The organism is uncultured Roseibium sp. (assembly GCF_947496995.1).
Lineage (GTDB): Bacteria > Pseudomonadota > Alphaproteobacteria > Rhizobiales > Stappiaceae > Roseibium.
Window position 1 is genome coordinate 249,023 of record NZ_CANMFD010000002.1, and the last position, 24,626, is coordinate 273,648.

Here is a 24,626-nt window from a genome sequence, read left to right on the forward strand (position 1 = left end):
ACCAATGGACGAAAGAAAAAATGAAAGTCACCCAAGAAAGTCTTTCCAAAGAGCATCATGACAGCGGAGCCTGGTCCGATTTGCCGCTGGACGAACTCTTTCGGCAAACGGCGGCGGAACACCCGACACGCCTTGCGATTGCGGATGCGCCGGACCGTGAGGTCTGGACCGGGGGAGCCCCGCGCCAGGTGACCTATGAAGAGGCGGATCGTGAAATCGACCGCCTTGCGGCCTTCTACAGGACAGTGGGTCTTGCCACCGATCATGTCATAGGGGTGCAGGCTCCCAACACCGTGGACGCCGTGATTGCAATTCTCGCGGCTTTGCGCGCGGATCTGATCATCTCCCCCCTGCCGCTCCACTGGCGCCAGAAAAATGTGCTTGAGGCGCTCAATTCCATCGGTGCGAAGGGGTTCATTGCCGCCGATCGCGTCGAGACCAGAGACGTTGGTGTCGCTGCGCGGGACGTGGCGGGGGACCTGTTTTCGCTGCGCTTCGTCTTTGGCCTCGGCAAGAACATTCCCGATGGTCTGATCGAACTCGGGCCGATGCTGGCGGAAATGGGTGATGGGCTCGAATTCGAACCGAGTCAACGACCCGAGCCCGCCAATCACACGGCGACAATCTGCTGGAGCCGGAGCGGCGAGGAAAATGTTCCTGTCACCCGGTGCCACAATCACTGGATTTCGGCCGCGCAGATGGTCATCGATGAGGCGCATATCGGCGAAGGGAGCAGCTTTCTGGTCCCTTATTCCCTCAGCGGTCTGACTGGACTTGGCGGTGGGCTGGTCCCCTGGCTGCGGACCGGAGGGACGTTGCATCTGCATCACCCCACGTCTCTTGCAAACCTGGCTACCCATGCCAACGACGTGAAGGCGGACGTGGTGATAACGCCCGGCCCGCTTGCCCAGACACTTGACCGGAAGCTGAGCGACCACAAGACCACGATACTGGCGGCCTGGAACATAGCTGCGCCACATCCGACAGCCTTCGTTGCCCGCCGGAGGCTTGTCGACCTTCATATCGCCGATGAATTTGCCCTTTTGGCGAAGGCGCGCGGACCTTCCGCCAAGATGAAAGCGATGGCGCTGGGAAAGCATTGCGGGCCGAACGGGTGTGAAAGCGGGCCAACCCTTCTGGAAATTTCAGTTACCGACGCGGCGGAGGGCCTCGGGCCGGCTCTTCTTGTCAAGGGACCAATGGTTCCCGATGTCGGCTGGCATACTATCAACGGAGAAAATCGCAGCGTTCAATGGAATGAGACCGGCTTCCTGAACACGAACATCAGCGTGGAACTGGTTGAAGGGGGCATTTCCGGGTTCGGCATTCCCGGAAAATACGCGTTGGGTACGGGCAATCTCGACGCGGTCGATCTCATTTACGCCGAGTACGAGGGAGTGAAGGAAGCTGCCGCCTTTGTCGTCGAGGATTCGATCCTTGGCGCCAGGATGTACGCGGCCCTGGTACCTGAGCAGGGTCAGGTGCCGGATGCCGGTGCCTTCTTTGCTTATCTCGATGCGGAAGGTGTTGACCTTGCCAAGATCCCGCATCGTGTGCTGATTTTACAATCGTTGCCAAGGAATGCGGATGGGTCGATTTCCCGAGAGCGATTGACCATGCGTACGCAGCGGCTGCCTGCTTCCGCTGTGGCATAGGTGGGGAACTGGAATGGATGTTGAAACCTCGCTTTCCTGGCGTGGGCCATATTGGTATGCAGGAAGGCGACCGAAACGGAACAGTACTGGCGACGAACCGGAAGATCTGGATGTCGCCCTTTTAAAGATGTTCGAACGGCGCAGTCCGCTTCCGACCGCTCTGCCGGCAGCGATCGTCGTCGATGTGACCTGCCTGGAACCCGGTCAGGAAGACGAATTTTTCGATTGGCTGCAGGCACAGATACAGACACTCGTCTGCGAGGTTCCGTTCTACGTGCTCACCGGCAGCGACAGTGCGCTGCCGGAAGGATTGCGCGCGACAGCCATAATCGACCGTATCGTCCCCGACGACATTCTTTTGATGCTGATCTGCATTCACCAGCGCGCGCTCCTGCGTTCGGAAGAGGCGCAGCTTCGCCGCAGGATTTTCGGCCGGATTCCGGGTTTTGGGACCGCACCCCATCATTCAGGGTCGAGCAGCCTTCTGGTTGTTGGGTTGAGCGGCCGTTTTCTGGAATGGCAGGACGCAAGTGATCAGAAGGTCGAAGTCGTCGGTGCCTTTGACGGAAACATGGCCGTGGAGTTCATGTCGAAGCGGGCCTTCGATGCTGTCGTGGTCGATGCGGCGTTTGACGATGCAATCGACTACATGCAGCAGATCCGCCGGGACGCACGGTTTGCAGGGCTTCCGGTACTGGCCGTCTGCGAGCGGGAAGAGGATCTGGTGCAGCTGTTCCGCAACGGCGCATCGGATGTTCTGGTGGGCGAGAACCGCAAGGAAACACTGTCCCGTCGGCTGAAGTCCGCCATCCGCTTTGGCAAACGCCGTCGTCTGGCGGACAGAATTCTGGCGGAAAGCCACTTGTGGCTCCGGCAACGGATCCATGAAGGTGGTCTCGGCGTGACGGATTACACCGCGTATCTTGAATCCTGCAGCGATGCGCTTGCCGTGCGCGGTCTGGACCTTTGGGAAATGCGTCTGGAACCGGAAAACTTCGGCCTCTCTATCAACACTTCTCAGGAGCTCGAAGAATTCAACGCCACCTTGCTGTCGATTGCCGACGCGACGAGCCGCGACGAGGATCTGGTATGTCTGGTGCGCGACTTCGGGCCGGTGGCCGTTCTCAAGAACGAGGCAGGCATCGCCCGGCTGCAGAAAAGGATCAACGCGATCCTCGCTCATACGGTGCTCCAGTAGTTGATCTTGATATCTGCATCCCGGTGCCGTGGCTTCTGCGGCAAATGCCGCACATGAACCGCCATGTGTCTTGCCCTGATTTCGCCCCGATATTTGGATTGAATCGATCTTTCATGTAATTGTGCATGAAAGATCGATGGATATGCATAAGCGCCAGCTCAGACACGGGATCATGAATGACCGAATTTCCTCCTTTGACCGTTGACGTTGTTTCCGATGTCATGTGCCCGTGGTGCTTTATCGGCAAGAGACGCCTGGAAACGGCCCTGAGATCAGTTCCTCAACTGAACGTCACGGTTCGCTGGCATCCATTCCAGCTGGATTCGTCCCTGCCTAAAACGGGCAAGGACAGGAAGAAATATCTCAGTGACAAGTTCGGAGTCATTGAAAAGGCGAACAGCTTCTACAGTCAGATCAAGGCTGCGGGTCTGGAAGAAGGTATCGACTTTGCCTTCGACGCCATCAGGCTTTCGCCGAATACGCTCGATTGCCACCGACTGATCCTGTGGTCACGCGCCGACGATCTTCAGGACGAAATCGTCGAGCGTCTGTTCGATGCCTACTTCCTCAAGGGAGAGGATCTGACGAAATCGGAGACGCTGGTCCGGATTTCCGAAGAAGCCGGCATGCAATCCGATCTTGTGGAACAGCTTCTGGAAACCGATACCGACCTCGACAAGGCCGAGGCAGAGATCGCCAATGCGCAGGCAGCCGGCATCACAGGAGTTCCCTGTTTCATCATCGACGGGCGTTTCGTTCTTGCCGGTGCGGAAAAGGCAGAGACCATTGCTGCCGCACTGCTGCATGCGGAAGAAACCCGGACAGACCAGGACGCGCAATCTGCGGTCTGATTTTCCGAAACGCTACGGCACAAAAAAAGCCCCGGATTGTCCGGGGCTTTTTCGTTTTGAACTCCCTGGAGCGATCAGCCCTTCAGGATGGACCTGCCGGCATAGATGGCCTGCAGGCCAAGCTCTTCCTCGATACGGAGCAACTGATTGTATTTCGCCAACCGGTCGGAGCGCGCAAGTGATCCGGTTTTGATCTGTCCGCAATTGGTGGCGACGGCAAGATCGGCGATGGTGGCATCTTCGGTTTCGCCGGAGCGGTGGGACATGACCGCGCTATAGGCTGCCTTGTGAGCGGTTTCCACCGCATCAAGGGTTTCGGACAAGGTGCCGATCTGATTGACCTTGATCAGGATCGAGTTGGCGACACCCATATTGATGCCCTTGCGCAGACGCTCCGAATTGGTCACGAACAGGTCGTCGCCGACGAGCTGGCACTTGTCGCCAATCAGGTCCGTGGTGGCTTTCCAGCCGTCCCAGTCGTCCTCGGCCAGGCCGTCTTCGATGGAGATGATCGGGTAGCGGGCGACGAGATCGGCCAGGTAACCGGCCATTTCGTCCGGTGCCAGCGACTTGCCTTCGCCATCCAGGGCGTATTTGCCGTCCTTGAAGAATTCCGTCGAAGCGGCGTCGAGTGCGAGATAGACATCTTCGCCCGGCTTGTAGCCGGCGGTCTCGATTGCCTTCATGACGAATCCGATCGCGGTGTCGGTCGAATCCAGGTTGGGCGCGAACCCGCCTTCGTCGCCGACATTGGTGTTATGGCCGGCGGCGCCAAGGGCCTTTTTCAGCGTGTGGAAGATTTCCGTTCCCATGCGCATTGCCTCGCTGAAGCTGTCAGCGCCAACAGGCATGATCATGAATTCCTGGAAATCGATCGGGTTGTCGGCATGTGCGCCACCGTTGATGATGTTCATCATCGGAACCGGCAGGGTGCGGGCGGATGTCCCGCCGACATACCGGTAGAGTGGCAGACCGGAAGCTTGCGCGGCAGCGCGGGCCACTGCAAGGGAAACGCCCAGGATGGCGTTGGCGCCGAGACGTGCCTTGTTCGGGGTGCCGTCGAGATCAATCATCGCCTGGTCGATCTGCAACTGGTCTTCGGCCTCAAGACCGCCAACCGTCTCGAAGATCTCGCCATTGACCGCATCGACGGCCTTCTGAACGCCCTTGCCCATGAATCGATCGCCGCCGTCGCGCAGCTCAACGGCCTCATGCGCGCCGGTGGATGCGCCAGAAGGCACAGCCGCGCGGCCGAAGGAGCCATCCTCGAGGAAGACATCGACTTCGACGGTCGGATTACCGCGGCTGTCAAAGATCTGACGGCCGATAACATCAATAATGGCGGTCATGGAAAGAACTCCCTATCGCATGTACCTGAACTGACAATCTGCCGGACGGTCGCCCGGCGCTTTTCCTATCCGCCGGAGCGGCTGCACCACATGAGAATGCCGCCCAAATGCGCGGCTTCAAATAACTACCCGGCCGCACCCTCCGGAGCCTTTGTAACATCATCAAGCGCCTTCAGACGCTTCAAAAGGGCTTCAAGGTCTTTCAGCGGAACCATGTTCGGCCCGTCCGACGGCGCATTGTCCGGATCCGGATGGGTCTCGATAAACAGGCCTGCAACACCGACCGCGACCGCGGCGCGGGCAAGCACGGGAACCATGGTGCGGTCACCGCCCGTGGAAGCCCCCTGCCCGCCGGGCTGCTGGACGGAATGGGTTGCGTCGAAGACAACCGGGGCACCGGTCGCAGCCATGATCGGCAGCGACCGCATGTCGCTGACGAGCGTGTTGTAACCGAAACTGGCGCCGCGTTCGGTCAGAAGAACGTTCGGGTTGCCGGACTCGGTCACTTTGGCGAGAACGTTCTTCATGTCCCACGGGGCCAGGAATTGACCTTTTTTCACGTTGACGACGTTTCCGGTATTCGCAGCGGCAATCAGGAGGTCCGTCTGGCGGCAGAGAAAAGCCGGTATCTGCAGGATGTCGACAACTTCGCCTACCGGTGCGCACTGGTCCGGGGCGTGGACATCGGTCAGAACGGGCATGCCATAGGTTTCACGGATTTCGGCGAATATCGGCAGCGCCTCCTTCATGCCCATCCCGCGCTTTCCCGAGAGGGACGTCCGGTTCGCCTTGTCGTAGGACGTCTTGAATACCGTGCTGATGCCGAGCCTGTCGGTGATTTCCCTGATGGCCGCAGCGCATTCCATGGCGTGTTCGCGGCTTTCCATCTGGCACGGACCCGCTATGAGGCTGAACGCAGCTCCATTGTCAAATGTCACATTTCCAACGGAAACAACGCGGTTTGCCTGGGTCATTTTTCACCAATGTTTTCTGGGCGGATTTCGTCCGGACAACAGCCTTTCAGCATGCGACCGGGTGCCTGAATGAAGTTGCGTGTTCCATAGCGTTCTTTTCGCCCGCCCGCAACATCCCGCCTGTGTTTGTCGCATAGCCGTTAAATCGATTTAAATGCCGATTTGCCACATTTTTACTCCTGACCATTGTTTTGCCATGGGTTTGATGATTTTATTGCGTTGCACAAATGAATTACCGGCAAAATCGAAGTCTGTCGCTGGACATATTTTTATATGGCTTTTTAAACAGTCTTATTTTGCGGGTAATATTTTTTTGAGAGTGCGCAAATTGCCTGTCGGCCGCCGCATTCCGGATGCATGAATGTAAATTCATGATACGGGTCTGCAATTTAAGGCCAATTGGGTATAGAAGCCGTTAGGTTCGAATTTGGAAGGCGTCACATGAACAAACCCATCCGCAAGGCGGTGCTCCCTGTCGCAGGACTTGGCACCCGGTTTCTGCCAGCGACGAAAGCTGTTCCTAAGGAAATGCTGACGATTGTCGACCGTCCGATCATTCAATACGTCGTCGATGAAGCGCGTGCCGGCGGCATCGAGCACATCGTTTTCGTGACCGGCCGCAACAAGCATGTGATCGAAGACCACTTCGATATCGCTTACGAACTCGAAGACACGTTGAGAACACGAAACAAGACTGCCGCGCTGGAACTCCTGGAAAAACACCGACCGCAGCCCGGTTCCACAAGTTTTACCCGTCAGCAGGCACCGCTCGGCCTCGGGCACGCCATCTGGTGTGCGCGCGATATCATCGGCGACGAGCCTTTTGCCATTCTTCTTCCCGACGTGATCATCAAGTCACAAGTCAGCTGTCTGAAACAGATGGTGGATCTGTATGAACACACCGGCGGCAACATCATTGCCGTTGAAGAAGTTCCGGAAGACCAGACGCAAAACTACGGCATTGTCGAGCTTTCCGACCGGATCTCGGCGAATGCCAGCAAGATTTCAAACATGGTCGAGAAGCCGGCGCCCGGAACGGCTCCATCCAATCTGATGATTACCGGCCGGTATATTCTTCAGCCGGAGATTTTCGATCTTCTGTCAAGCCAGGACACCGGTGCCGGTGGCGAGATCCAGCTGACCGACAGCATGCTCTCCATGATGAAGGAGCAACACTTCGCGTCGCTCAAGTTCGAGGGACGCAGCTACGACTGCGGCAACAAGGCCGGTTTCCTGAGTGCGAACATTGCCTTCGGCATGGACGATCCGAAACTGGCCGAGCAGCTCGTTCCGTTCATGGAAGAGATGATCAAGCAGCCACTGGCCGCCGAATAAGCACCTCTACGAAGCCTGAGCCCTTGAAATCAGTCTGTAGAACCGATTAGGAGTGGGCCGGATCCTGTGCTGCGATCCGGCCCACTCCTTTTCAGGAAGCTCCATGTCCGAAACCTCTCTCCTGTCCAAAAAGATCGCCGTGGTCGGCCTCGGCTATGTCGGACTGCCCGTGGCGACCGCCTTCGCGGCCAAGGGTTTCGACGTTCTTGGTTTCGACATCAACGAGAACCGGCTGAAGGCACTGAAAGACGGCCACGACAGCACGGCTTCGGTGACTTCAGATGATCTTTCCCAAGCGACCCTCGCTTTTTCCGCGAACGAGGTAGATCTCAAGGACCGCGATATCCTGATCGTTGCGGTTCCCACGCCTGTCGATCAGGCGAAACGCCCGGACCTGACACCCTTCAGAAATGCAGCGGCAATTGCCGGCCGCAACCTGAAACACGGCGCGATCGTCGTTTTTGAATCGACTGTGTTTCCCGGCGCGACGGAAGATATCGCCGTCCCGATCCTGGAACAGCAGTCGGGCCTGACACTTGGCCAGGGCTTTGAAGTCGGCTATTCCCCCGAACGCATCAACCCTGGCGATACTCAGCGCGGGTTTTCGGACATCACCAAGATCGTCTCCGCATCATCCGGCGAGGCTGCGCGGACACTTTCCGATCTTTACGGCGCGGTCGTAACAGCGGGCATTCATCTCGCCCCGTCGATCAAGGTCGCGGAAGCGGCCAAAGTGATCGAGAACACCCAGCGGGACCTCAACATTGCCCTGATGAACGAACTGGCCATGTTGTTCCACCAGATGGGGATCGATACCCGTGACGTGCTTGAGGGCGCCGGAACGAAATGGAACTTCCTCCCGTTTCAACCGGGCCTGGTCGGTGGACACTGTATCGGGGTCGACCCCTACTACCTCACCCACAAGGCCAACGAGATCGGCATGACCCCGCAGGTCATTCTGGCCGGACGCGGCACCAATGAAGCGATGCCGGCCTTTGTTGCGGGCAAGATCATTCAGGAATGCGTCAAGCTGGGATTGCCGGTGCCGGCGAAGATCGTGGTTCTGGGCCTCACCTACAAGGCCGATGTGCCCGACACCCGCAATTCCAAGGTGGTCGACCTGATCGATGAGCTGCGGAAATTCGGTGCCGAGGTTCTGGTACACGATCCGTTGGCAGATCCCGAAGATGTGTCGCGCGAATATGGAATCACTCTTTCCGGACCGGATGCTCTGACAGGCGCCGATGCTGTTGTTCTGGCGGTTCCGCATCGGCAATTCTTACAGGACGAACCTGTCTGGCGGTACCTGACAGGAATGATGAAAAACGGAGCCGGCCTTGTTGCCGACATTCCCGCGCTTCTGGACCGCACTTCCGTGCCCGACGGGATCCGGCTCTGGAGGCTTTGACTTTACTGGGTAATTTCGTCCCCAAGCCTCAAAGGTAAGCTGGGAAATCAGTTTTCCTCTGTGTATTTCGAAGAATACATTCAATCTTTCGAGTGGTCGATTTGGGGGATTATTGCGAAATCGGAAAACCGGAAATTGAATTCGGCCGTATAGTATCGGTGTTTCGAGAAAGGAGATACCGATCATGGCTCAGGCTCATTTCCGGAAGTTGGCTGCCGCAGCAGCTGTCGGCACGTTTTTGCTGACCGGTGCGGCACACAGTGAAGACGGGCTCGATAGCGGCGCGTTTCAGCAAATCATCAAGAACCAGATGAATGCCTTCGCGACGGACGATGCCGGGGCGGCATTCTCCTTTGCCGCCAATTCCCTGAAGCAGCGGTTCCAGACCCCGGAATTCTTCATGGAGATGGTCCGACAAGGCTACCAGCCTGTCTACAAACCCCAAAGCGTTACATTCGGGCGATCCTTGATGACCAAGATCGGACCGACGCAGGAAGTCTATGTGACGGGACCGAAGGGCAAAAACTGGCTGGCGCTCTACAGCTTTGAGGAGCAGTCCGATGGCTCCTGGCGAATTTCAGGCTGTTATCTCACTGCATCCGACGGCTTTTCTGCCTGAATCGATAGCGTTCAGAGAGCCGGAATATCGCCTCGGGCCCAGTCTTCCTTCGTCCGGGCGTAGAAATCCTCGAAGCTTCCGGCATCGATCGCATCGCGCATGCCCTGCATGAGCTGCTGATAATAAGCGATGTTGTTCCAGGTCAGCAGCATGCCGGCAAGGCCTTCGCCTGACCGCACGAGATGATGCAGGTAGGCACGGCTGTAGATACTGGCCGCGGGGCAGCTGTTTTGCTCGTCCAAAGGACGAGGATCGTCCTGGTGTCGGGCGTTTTTCAGGTTCACCTTGCCGAAACGGGTATAGGCCAGCCCGTGCCGTCCGGCGCGGGTCGGCATGACGCAGTCAAACTGGTCGATGCCGCGCTTCACGCTTTCCAGCAGATCGTCGGGCGTTCCCACGCCCATCAGATAGCGCGGCTTGTCCACCGGCATGACCGGCGTCGTGATGTCCAGCATCGCCAGCATGACGTCCTGAGGTTCCCCGACAGCAAGACCGCCCACCGAATAGCCCTCAAACGGCATTTTGCCGAGTTCCTGCGCAGAGCGGATGCGCAGGTCGGGCTGATCGCCGCCCTGGACAATGCCGTAGAGCCCCTGCCCCTTGCCGGGGCCGCCCATGCGTTCGAACTGTGCTCTTGACCGCTCGGCCCATCGCAGCGACAGCTCCATGGCCCGCTGAACCTCTTCCTTCGGACTGGGCAGGCGGATGCATTCGTCGAGCTGCATCTGGATGTCAGATCCGAGCAATCCCTGAATTTCGACAGACCGTTCCGGTGTCAGATGGTGTTTGCTGCCATCGATATGGCTCTGGAAGCGGACACCGTCCTCGTCCAGTTTGCGCAACTGGGCCAGTGACATCACCTGAAACCCGCCGCTGTCGGTCAGGATGGTGTGCGGCCAGTTCATGAAAGTATGCAAACCGCCCAGCCTTGCCACCCGCTCTGCGGTCGGCCGCAGCATCAGGTGATAGGTATTGCCGAGAACCACATCCGCGCCGGTCTCGCGCACCTGCCCCGGATACATCGCCTTGACCGTCGCCTGGGTCCCGACCGGCATGAAAGCAGGTGTCCGCACGATGCCGTGAGGCGTGGTGATTTCACCGCGCCGGGCGTTCCCGTCCGTGGCGAGCAGCTTGAAACCGAAGGTCTTTTCGTTCTCGGACATAGCGGAATTTCCTATAGCGCGCCGTCTTGCGGAAACAGCAGAGAGGCGTCTCCGTAGCTGTAGAACCTGTAGCCCTCGGCGATGGCATGGGCATAGGCGGCGCGCATGTTGTCCAGGCCGGAAAACGCGGAAACCAGCATGAAGAGGGTCGAGCGCGGCAGGTGAAAATTGGTCATCAGGGCATCGATGGCCCTGAAACGGTATCCGGGGGTGATGAAGATCGATGTCTCTCCGGAAAATGGTGCTATCGAGCCGGTTTCCTGCGCTGCGCTTTCAAGAATGCGCAGCGACGTGGTCCCGACACTGACGACCCTGTTGCCACGTTTCCTGACTGCGGCAAGCGCAAGCGCCGTTTCTTCCGACACCTCGCCCCATTCCGCGTGCATCTTGTGATCCTGCGTGTCGTCGGCCTTGACCGGCAGAAACGTTCCCGCCCCCACATGCAGCGTGACGCGGTGCTGCTCGATGCCGCGCTCATCAAGAGCCTTCATGAGCTGCGGCGTGAAATGCAGGCCCGCCGTCGGGGCGGCCACCGCCCCGTCTTTTTCTGCATATATCGTCTGGTAGTCCTGCCGATCCTGTTCGTCTTCGGCGCGCTTGTGGGCGATGTAAGGAGGCAAGGGAATATGTCCGACCGCGGCGATCGCGGTATCGAGTTCCGGTCCCGCGCGATCAAAAGCCAGCAGGACCTCCCCGCCGTCGACCTTCTCCGCGACCCTGGCCGTCAGGACGACATTTTCGTTTTCAAAAACGAGGGTATCTTCCGCCTGGAGCTTTTTGGCCGGGCGCACGAAAGCCCGCCAACTGCCAGGATCAGTGCGCAGATGCAGAGTCACGCTGATGCCGGCAACGACTTCGCCGCGCAAGCGCTTGCCTTCGAGCTGGGCGGGAATGACCCGTGTGTCATTGAAGACCAGCGCATCACCCGGATTCAGGAGCGCCGGCAGGTCGCGCACCCCTCCGTCAGTCAGAAGATCTTGGCTTCCGGGACGCACGACAAGCATGCGCGCAGCGTCACGCGGCCGGGCGGGCCGGAGCGCGATCCGTTCGTTGGGGAGGTCAAAATCGAACTGTTCGACGCGCATGGCGCTTCTGCTCAAGCCGTATCTTCGTGAGGTGAGCGGCTTCCAATCGGAAAGAGTGCCTTCCGGATCACCGCATTCAAGTGTCAGCGGCTCATAAAGGGCGATCAGGTCAAGGTCAACCGGCGCGGACATGAAGACAAAAAACAGCGCGGATACCGGATCCGCGCTGCCTGGTCCGGTCATCGCCGGATCTTCCGTCTTTTATGCCTCAGGCTGCGTCAGCAGCAACCTTCACCGAGACGATATTGTCCGGATCGGCGACCGGTTCGCCGCGCTTGATCTTGTCGACATTGTCCATTCCCTCGATCACCTGGCCCCAGACGGTGTACTGACCGTCAAGCCAAGGAGCTTCGTTGAAGCAGATGAAGAACTGGCTGTCGCCGGAATTGGGATCAGAGGACCTGGCCATGGAGCAGGTGCCGCGGGTGTGTTTTTCCTTGCTGAATTCGGCTTTCAGCTTCTGCCCGGAACCGCCGGTGCCAACGCCCTGCGGGCAGCCCGTCTGTGCCATGAAGCCGTCGATCACCCGGTGAAAGACGATGCCGTCATAAAAGCCATCGCGGACAAGTTCCTTGATGCGCGCGACATGGGCCGGTGCGAGGTCCGGTTTCATTTCAATGACAACCTGGCCCTGGCTGGTGTCCATGAGCAAAGTGTTTTCCGCATCCTTGATGTCGGCCATATTCAGTCTCCTTGAATTCTTGAACAACGGGCTTGTTTCAGCCGGTATTACTGCGCGTCCGCGGCAACCTGCATCTTGACGATCTTGTCGGGATTCGCGGGCGGTTCGCCCTTAGCAATCTTGTCGACATATTCCATGCCGTCGGTGATTTCCCCGAAAACGGTGTACTGGCCGTTCAGCCAGTCGCCATCGGAGAACATGATGAAAAACTGTGAATTGGCGCTGTCGGGACTGGCTGCCCGTGCCATGCCGAGGGTGCCCCGTTTGAAAGGCGCCTGGCTGAATTCCGCCTTCAGGTCCGGCTCTTCGGAACCGCCCATGCCTGTTCCGGTGGGATCGCCGGTCTGTGCCATGAAGCCATCAATCACGCGGTGGAAGACGATGCCGTCATAAAACCCCTCACGGGTGAGTTTCTTGATCCGTTCCACATGGTTGGGTGCCAGATCCGGACGCAGTTCAATGACAACCCGGCCATCCTTGAGATCCAGATAAAGGGTATTTTCCAGATCGGTTCCCTGCGCGCCCGCAGCAACGGGAAGAACGATCAGGGACGCCAGAACGGCAAACAGTCTAAAAAGGCGTGACACTGGTTACTCCTACGATTCAGGTCAGAGATTGAAGTTCCTGTCAGGTGCCGGCGGTTGCCCGGCGGCGCAAGGGTTCCGTGACCGGCTCAGGTACGAACGCGGAAATTTCCCCGCCCATCCTTGCGATTTGACGCACCAAGGTGGCCGTGATGTGGCGGACGTTCGGAGACGCGGGCAGGAATACCGTCTTTATGTCCGGCGCAAGAGTTCCGTTCATTCCGGCCATCTGCATTTCGTAATCGAGATCCGTCCCGTCCCTGAGGCCGCGGACGAGACACGTCGCCCCCTGCTCGCGGGCGGTCTCAATGACGAGATTTGAAAACGAAATGACCTCGATCCGCGAAGCCTCTTGCGGGTTGTATTCCGCATTGGCGGAAGCATGGATCAGTTCCACCCGTTCCTCGAAGGAAAACAGGGGGGATTTGCCCGGATGAATGCCTATGGCAACCACAACCTTGTCGGCCAGGGCCAGCGCCTGGCGCAGAATGTCCATGTGGCCGTTGGTAACCGGATCAAAGGACCCAGGATAGAGAGCGATACGATTCATGGCCCCTTCCTTACTCCGCCTTCCGCAAGCTCACAAGGAAAAGCCGGTCGGAAACGGCCATTTCCCACCAACTGACATTGTGTGACGGTCGTCACATCGGGCTTTTCATCAATGGGACAGAGTGGCGTCATCGAAAATAGATGGCGTGAGCAGGAGCCAGTACGATGAAAGGCTATGATACAATCGACCCGACCGGCAACAGGAGCGGGTTCCAACCGTTTTCAATCGCGGTCAACGCAACCGACCCGTCCGCACATCTGAAGGTGGCCATGGTGTTTGTCCTGGCCCTGCTCACGATGATAGCTGCCGGGATGATCACCATGCATCCGGGCAACGCTTCCCAGGCGGAGGGCCTGAACAGCCATGCGACACAGGGACTGTCGGCAACCAAGACGGATCGTGTTGCCAGTGCTGCCGTTGAGACGAGCTGCAAATCGCAGACCTGGGGCGCCTGGAGTGAAGATTGCGCTGCCGCTCTGAGTGGGGCTGGCAAGGTTCGCAACGTGTCCTTCGTGACCGTTGAAAAACGGGCTCTGACCGTGAATGAAACGATCCTCGCGCGGTATCCGTCAACGAACTGACAGCTTTTCCCAATCCCAAAACGGCAAACAGCGGCTCAGGTTCTCCTGGCCGCTGTTGTCGTTTCAGTATGGGGGAGTTACCGGAAATCAGCTTTCCGGAGCTTCACCCTCTTCCCCTTTCGGGTCTTCGCCTGCGTCGGAAGTACCACCCGCTTCAGAGGCTTCGCCACCTTCTGCAGTTGCAGCGCCGTCTTCGTCGAGATCGTCTTCTTCATCGACCTCGGAAAGGCCCTCGACCGCGACGACCTTTTCACCTTCCGCCGTCTTGAAGACGATCACGCCTTGCGTCGCGCGGCCGGCGATCCGGATGCCGTGGACGGGACATCTGATCAACTGGCCGCCATCGGTAACCAGCATGATCTGATCACTGTCCTCAACCGGGAAAGATGCGACCAGTCCGCCGTTGCGGTCGTTCACAGCCATGGCCGTGATGCCCTTCCCGCCTCGGCCCGTCACCCGGTATTCGAAGGATGACGTGCGCTTGCCGTAGCCGTTTTCGGAAATGGTGAGGATCACCTGTTCCGCCGCACTCATCTGCGCATAGCGCTCCTGAGGCAGATCCCCGGCAACCACGCCTTCTTCGTCGGATCCAGTCGCACCGTCGTCGGCTTCGCCGCGCATCGCTCTTGAAAGCTTCAGATAGGCGGCCCGCTCCTCCGCGTCGACATCGATATGGTGCAGGATCTGCATGGAGATGACATTGTCGCCATCAGCAAGCCTGATGCCGCGCACGCCAACCGAGTTCCGCCCTGCAAAGACACGGACATCCGTGGCCGGGAAGCGGATGCACTGACCGAAATTGGTGGTCAGCATGATGTCGGAATGTTCGGAGCAGGTATCCACGCCGACGATCCCGTCACCTTCTTCCAGCTTCATGGCAATCTTGCCGTTCCGGTTGATGTTGACGAAGTCGGACAGCTTGTTCCGCCGCACCGTGCCACGCACGGTCGCGAACATCACATCGAGATTTGCCCAGCTGTCCTCGTCTTCGGGCAACGGAAGAATGGAGGTGATCTGTTCGCCCTGTTCAAGCGGCAGCATGTTGATAAGGGCCTTGCCGCGCGAGGTCGGGCCGCCAAGCGGCAGGCGCCAGACCTTCATCTTGTAGCAGATGCCACGAGAGGAGAAGAACAGTACGGGCGTATGGGTGTTGGCCACGAAGAGACGGGTGACGAAATCCTCGTCCTTGGTCGCCATTCCCGACCGGCCCTTGCCGCCGCGCCTCTGGGCACGATAGGTCGCAAGCGGAACCCGCTTGATGTAACCGCCATGGGAGAAGGTCACGACCATGTCTTCGCGCTGGATCAGATCTTCTTCATCGAAATCCGGGCCGCCCTCGATGATCTCGGTCCGGCGCGGTGTTGCAAATTCTTCCTTGATCTCCAGCATCTCGTTGCGGACGATTTCCTGGATGCGGGCACGGGAACTGAGAATGTCGAGAAAATCGGAGATTTCCGCACCGATCTTGTTCAGTTCTTCCTCGATTTCGTCGCGGCCCATGGCCGTGAGGCGCTGCAGCCGCAGTTCGAGGATGGCACGCGCCTGTTCTTCGGAAAGCTTGTAGGTGCCGTCTTCCCGGACCATGTGGCGCGGATCGTCGATCAACAGGATCAGGGCTTCCACATCATGGGCGGGCCAGTTGCGTTCCATCAGCTGAGACCGGGCGGTCGCCGGATCGGGCGCACTGCGGATCAGCTTGATCACTTCGTCAATATTGGCGACCGCGATACCCAGACCGACCAAAATGTGAGCCCGGTCACGCGACTTCTTCAAAAGGAACCGCGTCCGGCGCTGAATGACCTCCTCGCGGAACGATACGAATGCCTGCAGCATATAGGACAGGTTCATCTGTTCCGGCTTGCCGCTGTTCAGGGCAACGATGTTGGCACCAAACGATGTCTGAAGCTGACTGAAGCGGTAAAGCTGGTTCAGGATGACATCCGGCACCGCGTCACGCTTCAGTTCGATCACCACCCGCATGCCGGAACGGTCGCTCTCGTCACGAATATCGGAGATGCCCTCGACGCGCTTGTCACGCACCAGTTCGGCGATCTTCTCGATCATGCTCGACTTGTTGACCTGATACGGGATTTCCGTAACGATCAGCGCGGTCCGATCCTTGCGGACTTCCTCCACGTCGACCTTGGCACGCATCATGATCGAACCGCGGCCGGTTTCATATGCGCTGCGTATGCCGGACCGGCCGAGGATCATGCCGCCGGTCGGGAAATCCGGACCCGGAACGATCTCGAGCAGTTCCTCCAGGGTCATATTCGGGTTTTCCATGATCGCTATGGCTGCGTCGATCACTTCGCCCAGATTGTGTGGAGGAATGTTGGTTGCCATGCCGACGGCGATACCGCCAGCGCCATTCACCAGAAGATTGGGGAATTTGGAGGGCAGAACGACAGGTTCGCTCTCGGAGTTGTCGTAGTTCTCCTGAAAGTCGACCGTGTCCTTGTCGATGTCATCCAGAAGCCTGTGCGCAACCTTTTGCAGACGGCACTCCGTGTAGCGCATGGCTGCAGCCGGGTCGCCGTCGACGGACCCGAAGTTGCCCTGACCGTCGATCAGCGGCAGACGCAGGGAGAAGGTCTGCGCCATGCGGACCAGGGCGTCATAAATGGCGCTGTCACCGTGCGGGTGGTATTTACCCATGACGTCACCGACCACGCGGGCCGATTTCCTGTAGGGCTTGTTCCACTCGTAGCCGTTTTCATGCATCGAATAGAGGATGCGCCGGTGAACCGGTTTCAGGCCGTCCCGCACGTCGGGAAGCGCGCGGGATACGATCACGCTCATGGCGTAATCGAGATAGCTGCGCTTCATTTCATCGACGATGGAAATCGGTTTGATATCGGACGGAAGACCGTCGGAAGGGGTGCTGTTGTCCTGGTCAGCCAAGGAAGACACTCATTTCATTGTTATTGCTTGCTCTTTTATATCCGATTCAACGTGCCGCTCCAAATTTGGAGCGCTTTTCCGCCTAACTTATAAGTCTTATGAATCAATGCCCTACAAGGAGTATGCACAGGGCGTGAAAATGTTTTTCGCCGCGTGGGTCGCTGTGCTGTGAAAACCCCTATAGAAAAGCAAGAATCGCGCCTGAAAACCGGCCCAGAGGATACGAAATGCTCGACTATTTCATCAATGCCTTCGCGACGCTTTTCGTCACCATAGACCCGGTCGGGCTTGCTCCGATGTTCCTGGCCGTGACCGCGGGAATGAACCGCGCCGACAGGCGGCGTGTTGCAATCCGCGCGGTGTTCACCGCAGCGGCAATCCTTCTGGTTTTTTACGCCACCGGCCAGACGGTTCTCACCGTTCTGGGCATTTCCGTCACCGCGTTCCGGGTGTCCGGGGGTATTCTGCTGTTCCTGATCGCGATCGAAATGATTTTCGGCAAACGGCAGGAACGCAAGGCCGAGACAGCCGAAAAGGCCGTCGAAACCACGGATGCGCATCACCGCACGATCAATGAACTGGCGATCTTCCCGCTTGCCATCCCGCTGATCTCCGGTCCGGCGGCAATTTCAGCAATCATACTTCTGTCCGGCGAAGCTCCTGATACCCTTGCCTATGCCGGTCTCGGCGGTGTCATCGCGGTCATTCTTGCCAGTTGTCTCGGAGCGTTCCTGCTGGCAGACAAGATCGAACGGCTGCTCGGCGATACGGCCCAACTGGTCATCACACGCCTTCTCGGCGTTCTCCTGGCCGCGCTATCCGTCCAGTTTGTCGCCGACGGCGTGCTGGCCTTCATGGCCCGGTAAACAGAGACATTTCGCGTGCTTCCAAACGTATCCTGACAAGGTGGCTGTTCAGCGCAGTTGCAGCGTGAATTCCTGTGGCGACACGCCGTGAACGCTATCGCGCGCCCGGATGACAACTTCGTCGATACCTTCGGGAACCTCTACGCCTGACAGGGACCGCGTGAAGGGTTGCTCATCGACATGGGGATGCAGGAGCACGCGTTCTCCCAGAAGGTCGCCTTCGGGAGACACGACCTGCCAAAGATCGGCATAGTGATCCCAGCCGGTGTCTGCGTGTCTGAGGGTTACCGAAAAGGTCCAGCCACTTCCTGACTTCTTCGCGGTTGCTCCGACAATTTCGACCTCGTCGGCGAGAACCGGCTGCCAGCTGAAAACAATCGCGAGAAGCGTGAACGGCAAAACGGCCTTGCGATACATTTGAAATTCATCCCCTTTTTATTGAACTGATGGGTGCTTGAAGAGTTTGCGAAGGATACCAGCTTGATCAAAGTCACGAATGCGTCATAGGCTTCGGCGCAACAGTTGTATTGAAACATTCAATTCTCGGGAGACGTTAATGGCCGGACATGGGTCTAAAAAGGTGATCTACGCTGCGCTTGTCGGTAATTCCCTGATTGCCGTCACCAAATTTGCCGCGGCCGCCTATACCGGTTCGTCCGCAATGCTCTCGGAAGGTATTCACTCTCTCGTCGATACCGGCAACCAGGGACTGCTGCTCTACGGCTTGAAAAAAGCGAAGCAGCCTGCCGACCAGAGACACCCCTTCGGCTATGGGGCCGAGCTGTATTTCTGGTCTTTCGTCGTTGCGATCCTGATCTTTGCGGTCGGCTCCGGAGTGTCGATCTACGAGGGGATTCAGAAGGTTCTTCACCCTCACCCGGTCTCCAGCCCTTATGTCGCCTATATCGTGCTCTCGCTGGCGATGTGCTTCGAGGCTGTGGCCTGGTGGATCGCCTACAAGGAATTCGATCAGGTACGCGGCAAGAAGTCGATCATGGCCGCTGTGCGCGACAGCAAGGACCCTACGGTCTTTACGGTGCTGTTCGAGGACAGCGCCGCCATGCTCGGGCTTGTGGTGGCATTCCTCGGGCTGCTGGGCGTGCAGTATCTCGGCCTTGCATGGCTTGACGGGGCAGCGTCGATCACCATTGGTGTTATCCTTGCGGCCACCGCGGCCCTGCTTGCCTATGAAACCAAGGGGCTGCTGATCGGAGAAGGAGCCGCTCCGGAAGTTCTTGCGAAGATCGAGGCCATCATCGGCGCAACGCCGGCCATCAAGAACCTCAACGAAATCCGCACGCTCCACCGGGGCCCGAAGGATGTTCTGCTTGCCCTGTCGGTGGATTTCATCGACGAAGTGACGGCGGGAACCGTCGAGGAAACCATCTATTCGCTGGAGCGGACAATAAAGATGGAAATGCCGGAGGTGACACGGCTGTTCATCGAGGTTCAGGCCCAGGAACACCATGAAGAAATGCTGGAAGAGGAAAAGGCGGCGATCGAACCTCTCACAAAGTAACGCTCTGCGAAACGCGCGCCTCCGACAGCCCCGCTTGCACTGGCATACCTCCGCCGTCATTCTCCTTCATCGGAGGTGACGAGCGATGGATGAGAAGACGGTACGAGCGGAGCTTTTGAAGCTTAAGGCCGAACTGATGTCTCTGAGCGAGATTTCCGAAGAGGCCCGGGCAACGGTGACGCTCGATCAGCAATCGGTCGGAAGACTGTCGCGCATGGACGCCCTTCAGGGTCAGGCCATGGCGCAAGCCGCGGAGCGACAACGCCGCACCCACATCCAACGTATCGACTCTGCTTTGCAGCGTCTCGAAAACGGCGAATACGGATATTGCGCCCAATGCGGCGAAGTCATTGCCGAGAAACGCCTGAAAGCCGATCCCGCCGCTGCGTTCTGCATCAATTGCGCTCGTTAGGGTCTCGTGTGTGCAATTGATTGCGGGCAAGGTGTTCAAGCGCTTTAAAATTGATCAGTTTCCGGATCCTGCCGCACCATCCACATGGTGTCGGAGACTGCGCAGGAACGTCGCGATTGCACGGGAGACCGCATCGATTTCGAACCCCCTCAGACTTTCTTCCGTCCAGCCCTCTGCGGGAGACAGGCGCTCTTCAAGGGAGCGGGCGGATTTGCGTTCCTCCGGCTCCAGCGGGAAATTGCCTGCCGTCCTGAGCATCACAAGTTGCTCGTGAATTCGGCGCATGACCGACAGGGCCGCGCCCATTCTCACCGTCAGCCCGGCATCGTCCCGCCAGCTTCTGCCACCGAAGACTTCCTGGGTAACACGCTGCCCGGCCCCATAGCAGTCATAGGCGATGCAGCCCTTGAAACCGAGCTCCTGCCGCTTTGCAAAGACCCGGCACTGTCCACAGTCATCAAGATTGACGCAGATTTCTCCTGCGGCCTTGTCGAGCGCGAAGGATTCCGATTTGTCGAAAGCGAAGACGACGCAGCACAGTGCGGCACAGTTCGAACAATCCGGCGTCAGCGCTTGTTTGACCATTTCTCAGCGTACATCCAGAAGGTGTCCAATTCTCAATAGGGGTCCGCTCGACCGGTTCGGCTGGCCTTGCATGCTTCAAGCCCCTTGGCGCCTGGAATATGTGGCAAGGAACCATAGGGTTTCAGCACTGTCGTGCGTTCGGCGCGGTTTTCAGGCGAGACGATGTTGTCGTAGAGCAGTTCGAGGACGCCTTCCTTCCACCCGAGCGCGGGAAGGACTTTCTCGATCGCTCCGGAGGACGTCGCCTCGGGAAGATGTCTGCCCTTTGCCGGAACCGCGCTCACCGAATAGATTTTTCCGTCGACTTTCAACGGACCGAAGCAGGAAATATAGACCTGCATCGCCTCCGGGTCCGGACCCTCGAAAGCATATTTCGCACCGGCAATCGTCGTTTGCACATAGAGCGGCCGTTCGGTGACGTTCGAATGCTCCGAATCTCCCATGATCTTGAGTTCTTCGCTGTTCAGCCACGTAACCCATACATCGACGACAGTCCCGGGAGACGGGGTAATCGTCGAGGGCATGGATCCGTAGGAAACGAACGCCGGCGTCCAGACGACATCGAAATCCTGCAGCGTTCCCTTCATGACCGGGATCACGACATCTGCCTCGAAGTTCTTCGCTTCGAATTTCCTTGCCAACTGGCTCGGAGCGGGATTGGAACCGAAACCGATCACCGGTGTGATCTTGTCATCCGCCTTGACCGGAATGCCGAGCGCTTCCAACAGCGCGGAGGCGGCCATGACCGAATTGTCCGGCAGCCTGACTGTCGAGTCGCCAAGCAGATCGTCGGTCACATCCACATACGGATAAATGCCATCATTCACATAAAGATAGGAGCCGTCTTCCCGCGCGTATGGATAGGTGAAGCCCCGATAGACCAGATTGGCACAACTGAAGCCCTGCTTCATGCACTCTGCTTCCGTGGCCTCGGCTTCACGTGGCGCGAAGGTCGCGATGATCAATCCAACCACAGCGACAGCGAGAACATAGGTGAACTTGCGCAATCCGCTCGAGCTACGAAGGCAGCGGTTGTTTTTGATGGCAGCTGGATTCGATGTCATAGAGAATTGGTAGCGGCCGTGCTTGGTCAGATCAACAACATTGCCGATCAATGTCTCGTCGTGGTCCGGACAGCGCATTCGTTCGCGCCGTCCCGCGTTCGGGCGCGCTCACTGAAGGTCTTCTCCGCAAAGACACTCGCCCGTTTCGAAATCAGGAGGGACCGTGAGCCCAGTCGGGTCATTCCCACTCGATGGTGCCCGGAGGTTTGGAGGTTATGTCGTAGGTCACCCTGTTGATCCCTTGCACCTCGTTGATGATGCGGGTCGCGGTCTCGCCGAGAAACTCATGAGAGAAGGGGAAATAATCGGCGGTCATTCCGTCCACTGACGTTACCGCCCGCAGTGCGCAGGCGTAATCATAGGTACGGCCGTCACCCATGACGCCAACGGTGCGCACCGGCAGAATGGCAACGAAGGCCTGCCAGATGTCGTCATACAGACCATGCTTGCGGATCTGATCGATATAGACCGCATCCGCCTTGCGCAAAATTTCCAGCTTCTCACGTGTGATTTCACCCGGGCAGCGGATGGCGAGACCCGGTCCGGGGAACGGGTGGCGTCCGATGAAATGATCCGGCAGGCCGAGTTCCCGGCCAAGCGCCCTCACCTCGTCCTTGAAAAGTTCACGCAGCGGCTCGACCAGCTTCAGGCCCATCTTTTCCGGCAGGCCACCGACGTTGTGGTGCGACTTGATGGTTACGGACGGTCCACCGGAGAAACTGACGCTTTCGATCACATCCGGATAGAGCGTTCCCTGGGCGAGGAATTCAGCGCCCTCGATCGCGTTGGCGTGTTTCTGGAAGACGTCGATGAACAGCCGGCCGATGATCTTGCGCTTGGTTTCCGGGTCGGACTGGCCGTCCAGTTCCCCAAGGAACAGGTCCTTTTCATCGGCGTGGATCAGCGGGATGTTGTAGTGATCCCGGAACATGGAGACGACTTCGTCCGCCTCGTTCAAACGCAGCAGTCCGTGGTCGACGAAAACGCAGGTGAGCTGGTCTCCGATTGCCTCGTGTATCAGGACGGCCGCCACCGAACTGTCGACACCACCGGAAAGCCCGCAGATGACCTTCTTGTCGCCGACCTGTTCGCGGATCTTCGCGATTGCGTCCTCCCGATAGGCGCCCATGGTCCAGTCGCCGGTGAAACCGGCCAACCTGACGAAGTTCTCGTAGATGGTCTTGCCGTTGGGGGTGTGATGCACTTCGGGGTGGAACTGGACCGCGTAGAAGTTGCGGCTCGTGTCGGCGGTTATGGCGAAAGGTGCGTTCGGCGAGGTTCCGAAGACCTCAAACCCCGGAGCAAGCCGGCTCACATGGTCGCCGTGGCTCATCCACACCTGTTCCCGGCCCTCGGAAAACCAGCCCTTGAGAATATCTAGCGGCTGGCCGGCCGGGGTCACAAAGGCCCGGCCGAACTCGGCCGTCCCGCCGCCGCCGGAAATCTTGCCGCCTTCGACCTGTCCGCCAAGCTGTTGCATCATGACCTGTTGGCCGTAGCAGATACCCAGAACGGGAACGCCCAGATCATAGACGGAAGCAGGTGGCCGCGGCGCGTCCTTCCTGGTGACGGTGTCGGGGCCACCGGAGAAAATCACGGCCTTTGGCGCGAATTCGCTCAAAAACGCGTCCGTGACATTCTGATAGGGATGTATCTCGCAATAGACGTTCAACTCGCGCAGGCGACGCGCGATCAGTTGGGTCACCTGAGAACCGAAATCGATGATGAGAAGACGATCATGCTGGGTCATGGCCAGCTTCTAACCGGTCTTTCCGTCAAATTGAACCTCAAATTCACGCTGTTGCCGGTCTCTCACAGCATTTTTTGAGCACTGCGGGCCAGCGCGTGGTTCGTCGGCGAATTGCCTGTCCGGCAAATAAATCGGCGGACAAGCTGTGCACGATCGAATTTCGCTTTTGACCCGTGCGGCCGCGCTCCCTAGGCTGACCTTTGCCCTGCGTCTCATACCTTGGGACGAGACGGGAGCAGGTGCTCTAGGAACCGAATATCGAATGACAGCAGCTGCCCGACAAGCGTTTGAAGAAGCCCAGGCGCTGGAAAATGCCGGCGACCTCGACAAAGCGCTGGTTTCCTACCTCAAGGCGCAGGAACTCTCGCCCCAGGACATGGAAATTGCCTACCGGACCGCCAGTGCGCTTCTCCAGGCAGGTTATCTGGAAGAAGCCCAGTCACAATTGCGCCGGATCGTCTTCGCAGAACCCGATCACCTGAGCGCCCGTGCGAGCCTCGGCAATTGCCATCTTCTTCTCGGCGACATCGCCAATGCCAGGCAGAACTTCACGGAAGTTCTTGACCAGGCGCCCGACAACCGAAATGCGCTCTTCGGGCTGGCGAGTGTTCTTCTCAAGGACGACAAACCTGCCGAAGCCGAAGCTCACGCCAGGCATCTGCTGAGCCTGCTGCCGGACTCGGCACCGGTTTTGACGCTGTTTGCGGAAACACAAGACAAATCCGGCCAGACCTCTGCGGCGATCGCCGCCTATCGCAAGGCGCTCAAATCCGCGCCCGATCATGTCCCCGCTCTGCTGGGCTTGTCGGAAACCCTGCTGCGCCGCAAGCGCTTCGATGAAGTCATCGAGCTGACCATCAGGGCAAACAGCCTGATACCAGCAGATCCGCTCCCCATGGAAATGCTGTCGGATGCGCTCGCGGGAAAGGGTGACCTTGAGGATGCCCGCGAAGCGGCAGAAGAAGCGCTCAGGCTCAGCCCCCGCTCCGTAGCGGTACTGGTCCGGCTCAGCGTGCTGTCGCGCAAACTGGGACGTCCCGTTACTGCACTGAAACATGCGGTCACCGCGCATGACCTGGACGAGACAGCCCAGGGACCGCTCAACGCATTGGGCGCGGGTCTTGCAGCCCTTAAATATTCCAACCAGGCTCGATCCGTCCTGACGGCGCTATCGGCGGGCAAGGGTCTTGAGCCTGATATAAAACGCTTCGTCGAAGCTCTGATTGAAAATGAAGCGGCCCGATTGTCAGAAGAGGCCGCGCAATCTTCCGACACGGCTCAGGAAAACGGCGGAAAGCTTGCGAAGGCACCGCTGACAGCGGCCTCCAATGAGACCGAGCTCGACGAGCCCGGATCAAAAGATCCGAGCCCTCCTAAAGGGAAAACCACGCTCCGGTCGAACAAGATCGAGGCACCCGCTGTGGAAGGCCTGACTGGCGCAGATGACCAGGTTCCGAATGTGCTCGGCCTTCAACGTCAGGACCGGTCGTAA

Annotated in this window: 23 protein-coding genes; 11 read left to right on the forward strand and 12 right to left on the reverse strand. The window is 58.5% G+C overall.

Translation table 11 applies throughout. The features are described from left to right. Positions 1-20: 20 nt before the first annotated feature. From Q1B40_RS09810 to Q1B40_RS09820, 3 genes are all read left to right on the forward strand, one after another. A complete protein-coding gene (locus Q1B40_RS09810) occupies positions 21-1,655 on the forward strand; it encodes a class I adenylate-forming enzyme family protein (RefSeq protein ID WP_299813183.1) in 1,635 nt (544 codons plus the stop codon). A gap of 127 nt (positions 1,656-1,782) precedes the next feature. After that, on the forward strand, positions 1,783-2,853 hold the full coding sequence (locus Q1B40_RS09815; protein ID WP_299813186.1) for a hypothetical protein: 1,071 nt from the start codon (positions 1,783-1,785) through the stop codon (positions 2,851-2,853). 176 nt (positions 2,854-3,029) lie between these two features. Then, positions 3,030-3,704, forward strand: a complete 675-nt coding sequence (locus tag Q1B40_RS09820; RefSeq protein ID WP_299813189.1) for a DsbA family oxidoreductase — start codon at positions 3,030-3,032, stop codon at positions 3,702-3,704. Positions 3,705-3,778: 74 nt separating this feature from the next. On the opposite strand, the gene eno is transcribed toward Q1B40_RS09820, so the two are convergent. Then, on the reverse strand, positions 3,779-5,053 hold the full coding sequence (eno, locus tag Q1B40_RS09825; RefSeq protein ID WP_299813192.1) for a phosphopyruvate hydratase: 1,275 nt from the start codon (positions 5,051-5,053) through the stop codon (positions 3,779-3,781). Between the two features lie 125 nt (positions 5,054-5,178). Further along, positions 5,179-6,027 carry a 3-deoxy-8-phosphooctulonate synthase gene (gene kdsA, locus Q1B40_RS09830; protein ID WP_299813195.1) on the reverse strand — a complete coding sequence of 283 codons (849 nt, stop codon included), beginning with the start codon at positions 6,025-6,027 and terminating at the stop codon, positions 5,179-5,181. Between the two features lie 441 nt (positions 6,028-6,468). Here kdsA and galU point away from each other — a divergent pair, with 441 nt between their 5' ends. The 3 genes from galU to Q1B40_RS09845 all read left to right on the forward strand — a co-directional run bounded on the left by galU (position 6,469) and on the right by Q1B40_RS09845 (position 9,389). Further along, positions 6,469-7,362, forward strand: coding sequence for a UTP--glucose-1-phosphate uridylyltransferase GalU (gene galU / locus Q1B40_RS09835; protein WP_299813198.1), 894 nt, complete (start codon positions 6,469-6,471; stop codon positions 7,360-7,362). A gap of 103 nt (positions 7,363-7,465) precedes the next feature. Beyond that, entirely contained in the window at positions 7,466-8,770 is a 1,305-nt protein-coding gene (locus tag Q1B40_RS09840; protein WP_299813201.1) for a nucleotide sugar dehydrogenase, read from the forward strand. A gap of 184 nt (positions 8,771-8,954) precedes the next feature. Continuing rightward, positions 8,955-9,389: a DUF4864 domain-containing protein gene (locus Q1B40_RS09845; protein ID WP_299813204.1), complete on the forward strand. Its 435-nt coding sequence runs from the start codon at positions 8,955-8,957 to the stop codon at positions 9,387-9,389. 11 nt (positions 9,390-9,400) lie between these two features. On the opposite strand, the gene tgt is transcribed toward Q1B40_RS09845, so the two are convergent. The 5 genes from tgt to coaD all read right to left on the reverse strand — a co-directional run bounded on the left by tgt (position 9,401) and on the right by coaD (position 13,453). Beyond that, positions 9,401-10,552 carry a tRNA guanosine(34) transglycosylase Tgt gene (tgt, locus tag Q1B40_RS09850; RefSeq protein ID WP_299813207.1) on the reverse strand — a complete coding sequence of 384 codons (1,152 nt, stop codon included), beginning with the start codon at positions 10,550-10,552 and terminating at the stop codon, positions 9,401-9,403. A gap of 11 nt (positions 10,553-10,563) precedes the next feature. Then, complete coding sequence (gene queA, locus Q1B40_RS09855; protein ID WP_299814881.1) at positions 10,564-11,637, reverse strand: tRNA preQ1(34) S-adenosylmethionine ribosyltransferase-isomerase QueA; 1,074 nt, start codon at positions 11,635-11,637, stop codon at positions 10,564-10,566. A 208-nt stretch (positions 11,638-11,845) separates the two neighbouring features. Beyond that, positions 11,846-12,319, reverse strand: a complete 474-nt coding sequence (locus Q1B40_RS09860) for a peptidylprolyl isomerase (protein WP_299813210.1) — start codon at positions 12,317-12,319, stop codon at positions 11,846-11,848. Positions 12,320-12,366: 47 nt separating this feature from the next. Further along, complete coding sequence (locus Q1B40_RS09865) at positions 12,367-12,864, reverse strand: peptidylprolyl isomerase (RefSeq protein WP_299814884.1); 498 nt, start codon at positions 12,862-12,864, stop codon at positions 12,367-12,369. 82 nt (positions 12,865-12,946) lie between these two features. Then, the gene (gene coaD / locus Q1B40_RS09870; RefSeq protein WP_299813212.1) at positions 12,947-13,453 is read right to left on the reverse strand and encodes a pantetheine-phosphate adenylyltransferase; all 507 of its coding nucleotides are present in this window, start codon (positions 13,451-13,453) and stop codon (positions 12,947-12,949) included. A 164-nt stretch (positions 13,454-13,617) separates the two neighbouring features. Here coaD and Q1B40_RS09875 point away from each other — a divergent pair, with 164 nt between their 5' ends. Then, positions 13,618-14,034 (forward strand): phosphopantetheine adenylyltransferase, encoded by a 417-nt coding sequence (locus Q1B40_RS09875; RefSeq protein ID WP_299813215.1) that lies wholly within the window; start codon positions 13,618-13,620, stop codon positions 14,032-14,034. A gap of 87 nt (positions 14,035-14,121) precedes the next feature. On the opposite strand, the gene gyrA is transcribed toward Q1B40_RS09875, so the two are convergent. Then, on the reverse strand, positions 14,122-16,947 hold the full coding sequence (gene gyrA / locus Q1B40_RS09880; RefSeq protein WP_299813217.1) for a DNA gyrase subunit A: 2,826 nt from the start codon (positions 16,945-16,947) through the stop codon (positions 14,122-14,124). A gap of 218 nt (positions 16,948-17,165) precedes the next feature. Between gyrA and Q1B40_RS09885 the strand changes: the two genes are divergently transcribed. Next, complete coding sequence (locus tag Q1B40_RS09885; protein ID WP_299813220.1) at positions 17,166-17,804, forward strand: MarC family protein; 639 nt, start codon at positions 17,166-17,168, stop codon at positions 17,802-17,804. Positions 17,805-17,852: 48 nt separating this feature from the next. On the opposite strand, the gene Q1B40_RS09890 is transcribed toward Q1B40_RS09885, so the two are convergent. After that, positions 17,853-18,221 (reverse strand): hypothetical protein, encoded by a 369-nt coding sequence (locus Q1B40_RS09890; protein WP_299813223.1) that lies wholly within the window; start codon positions 18,219-18,221, stop codon positions 17,853-17,855. A 139-nt stretch (positions 18,222-18,360) separates the two neighbouring features. Here Q1B40_RS09890 and Q1B40_RS09895 point away from each other — a divergent pair, with 139 nt between their 5' ends. Together Q1B40_RS09895 and Q1B40_RS09900 are read left to right on the forward strand one after the other, a co-directional pair. Continuing rightward, on the forward strand, positions 18,361-19,323 hold the full coding sequence (locus Q1B40_RS09895) for a cation diffusion facilitator family transporter (protein ID WP_299813226.1): 963 nt from the start codon (positions 18,361-18,363) through the stop codon (positions 19,321-19,323). 85 nt (positions 19,324-19,408) lie between these two features. Then, complete coding sequence (locus tag Q1B40_RS09900) at positions 19,409-19,735, forward strand: TraR/DksA C4-type zinc finger protein (RefSeq protein ID WP_299813229.1); 327 nt, start codon at positions 19,409-19,411, stop codon at positions 19,733-19,735. 54 nt (positions 19,736-19,789) lie between these two features. On the opposite strand, the gene Q1B40_RS09905 is transcribed toward Q1B40_RS09900, so the two are convergent. The 3 genes from Q1B40_RS09905 to guaA form a co-directional block, all read right to left on the reverse strand. After that, positions 19,790-20,320 (reverse strand): hypothetical protein, encoded by a 531-nt coding sequence (locus tag Q1B40_RS09905; RefSeq protein WP_299813232.1) that lies wholly within the window; start codon positions 20,318-20,320, stop codon positions 19,790-19,792. Positions 20,321-20,352: 32 nt separating this feature from the next. Next, positions 20,353-21,327, reverse strand: coding sequence for a hypothetical protein (locus tag Q1B40_RS09910; protein WP_299813235.1), 975 nt, complete (start codon positions 21,325-21,327; stop codon positions 20,353-20,355). A gap of 235 nt (positions 21,328-21,562) precedes the next feature. After that, complete coding sequence (guaA, locus tag Q1B40_RS09915; RefSeq protein WP_299813238.1) at positions 21,563-23,134, reverse strand: glutamine-hydrolyzing GMP synthase; 1,572 nt, start codon at positions 23,132-23,134, stop codon at positions 21,563-21,565. Between the two features lie 262 nt (positions 23,135-23,396). Between guaA and Q1B40_RS09920 the strand changes: the two genes are divergently transcribed. After that, entirely contained in the window at positions 23,397-24,626 is a 1,230-nt protein-coding gene (locus Q1B40_RS09920) for a tetratricopeptide repeat protein (protein WP_299813241.1), read from the forward strand.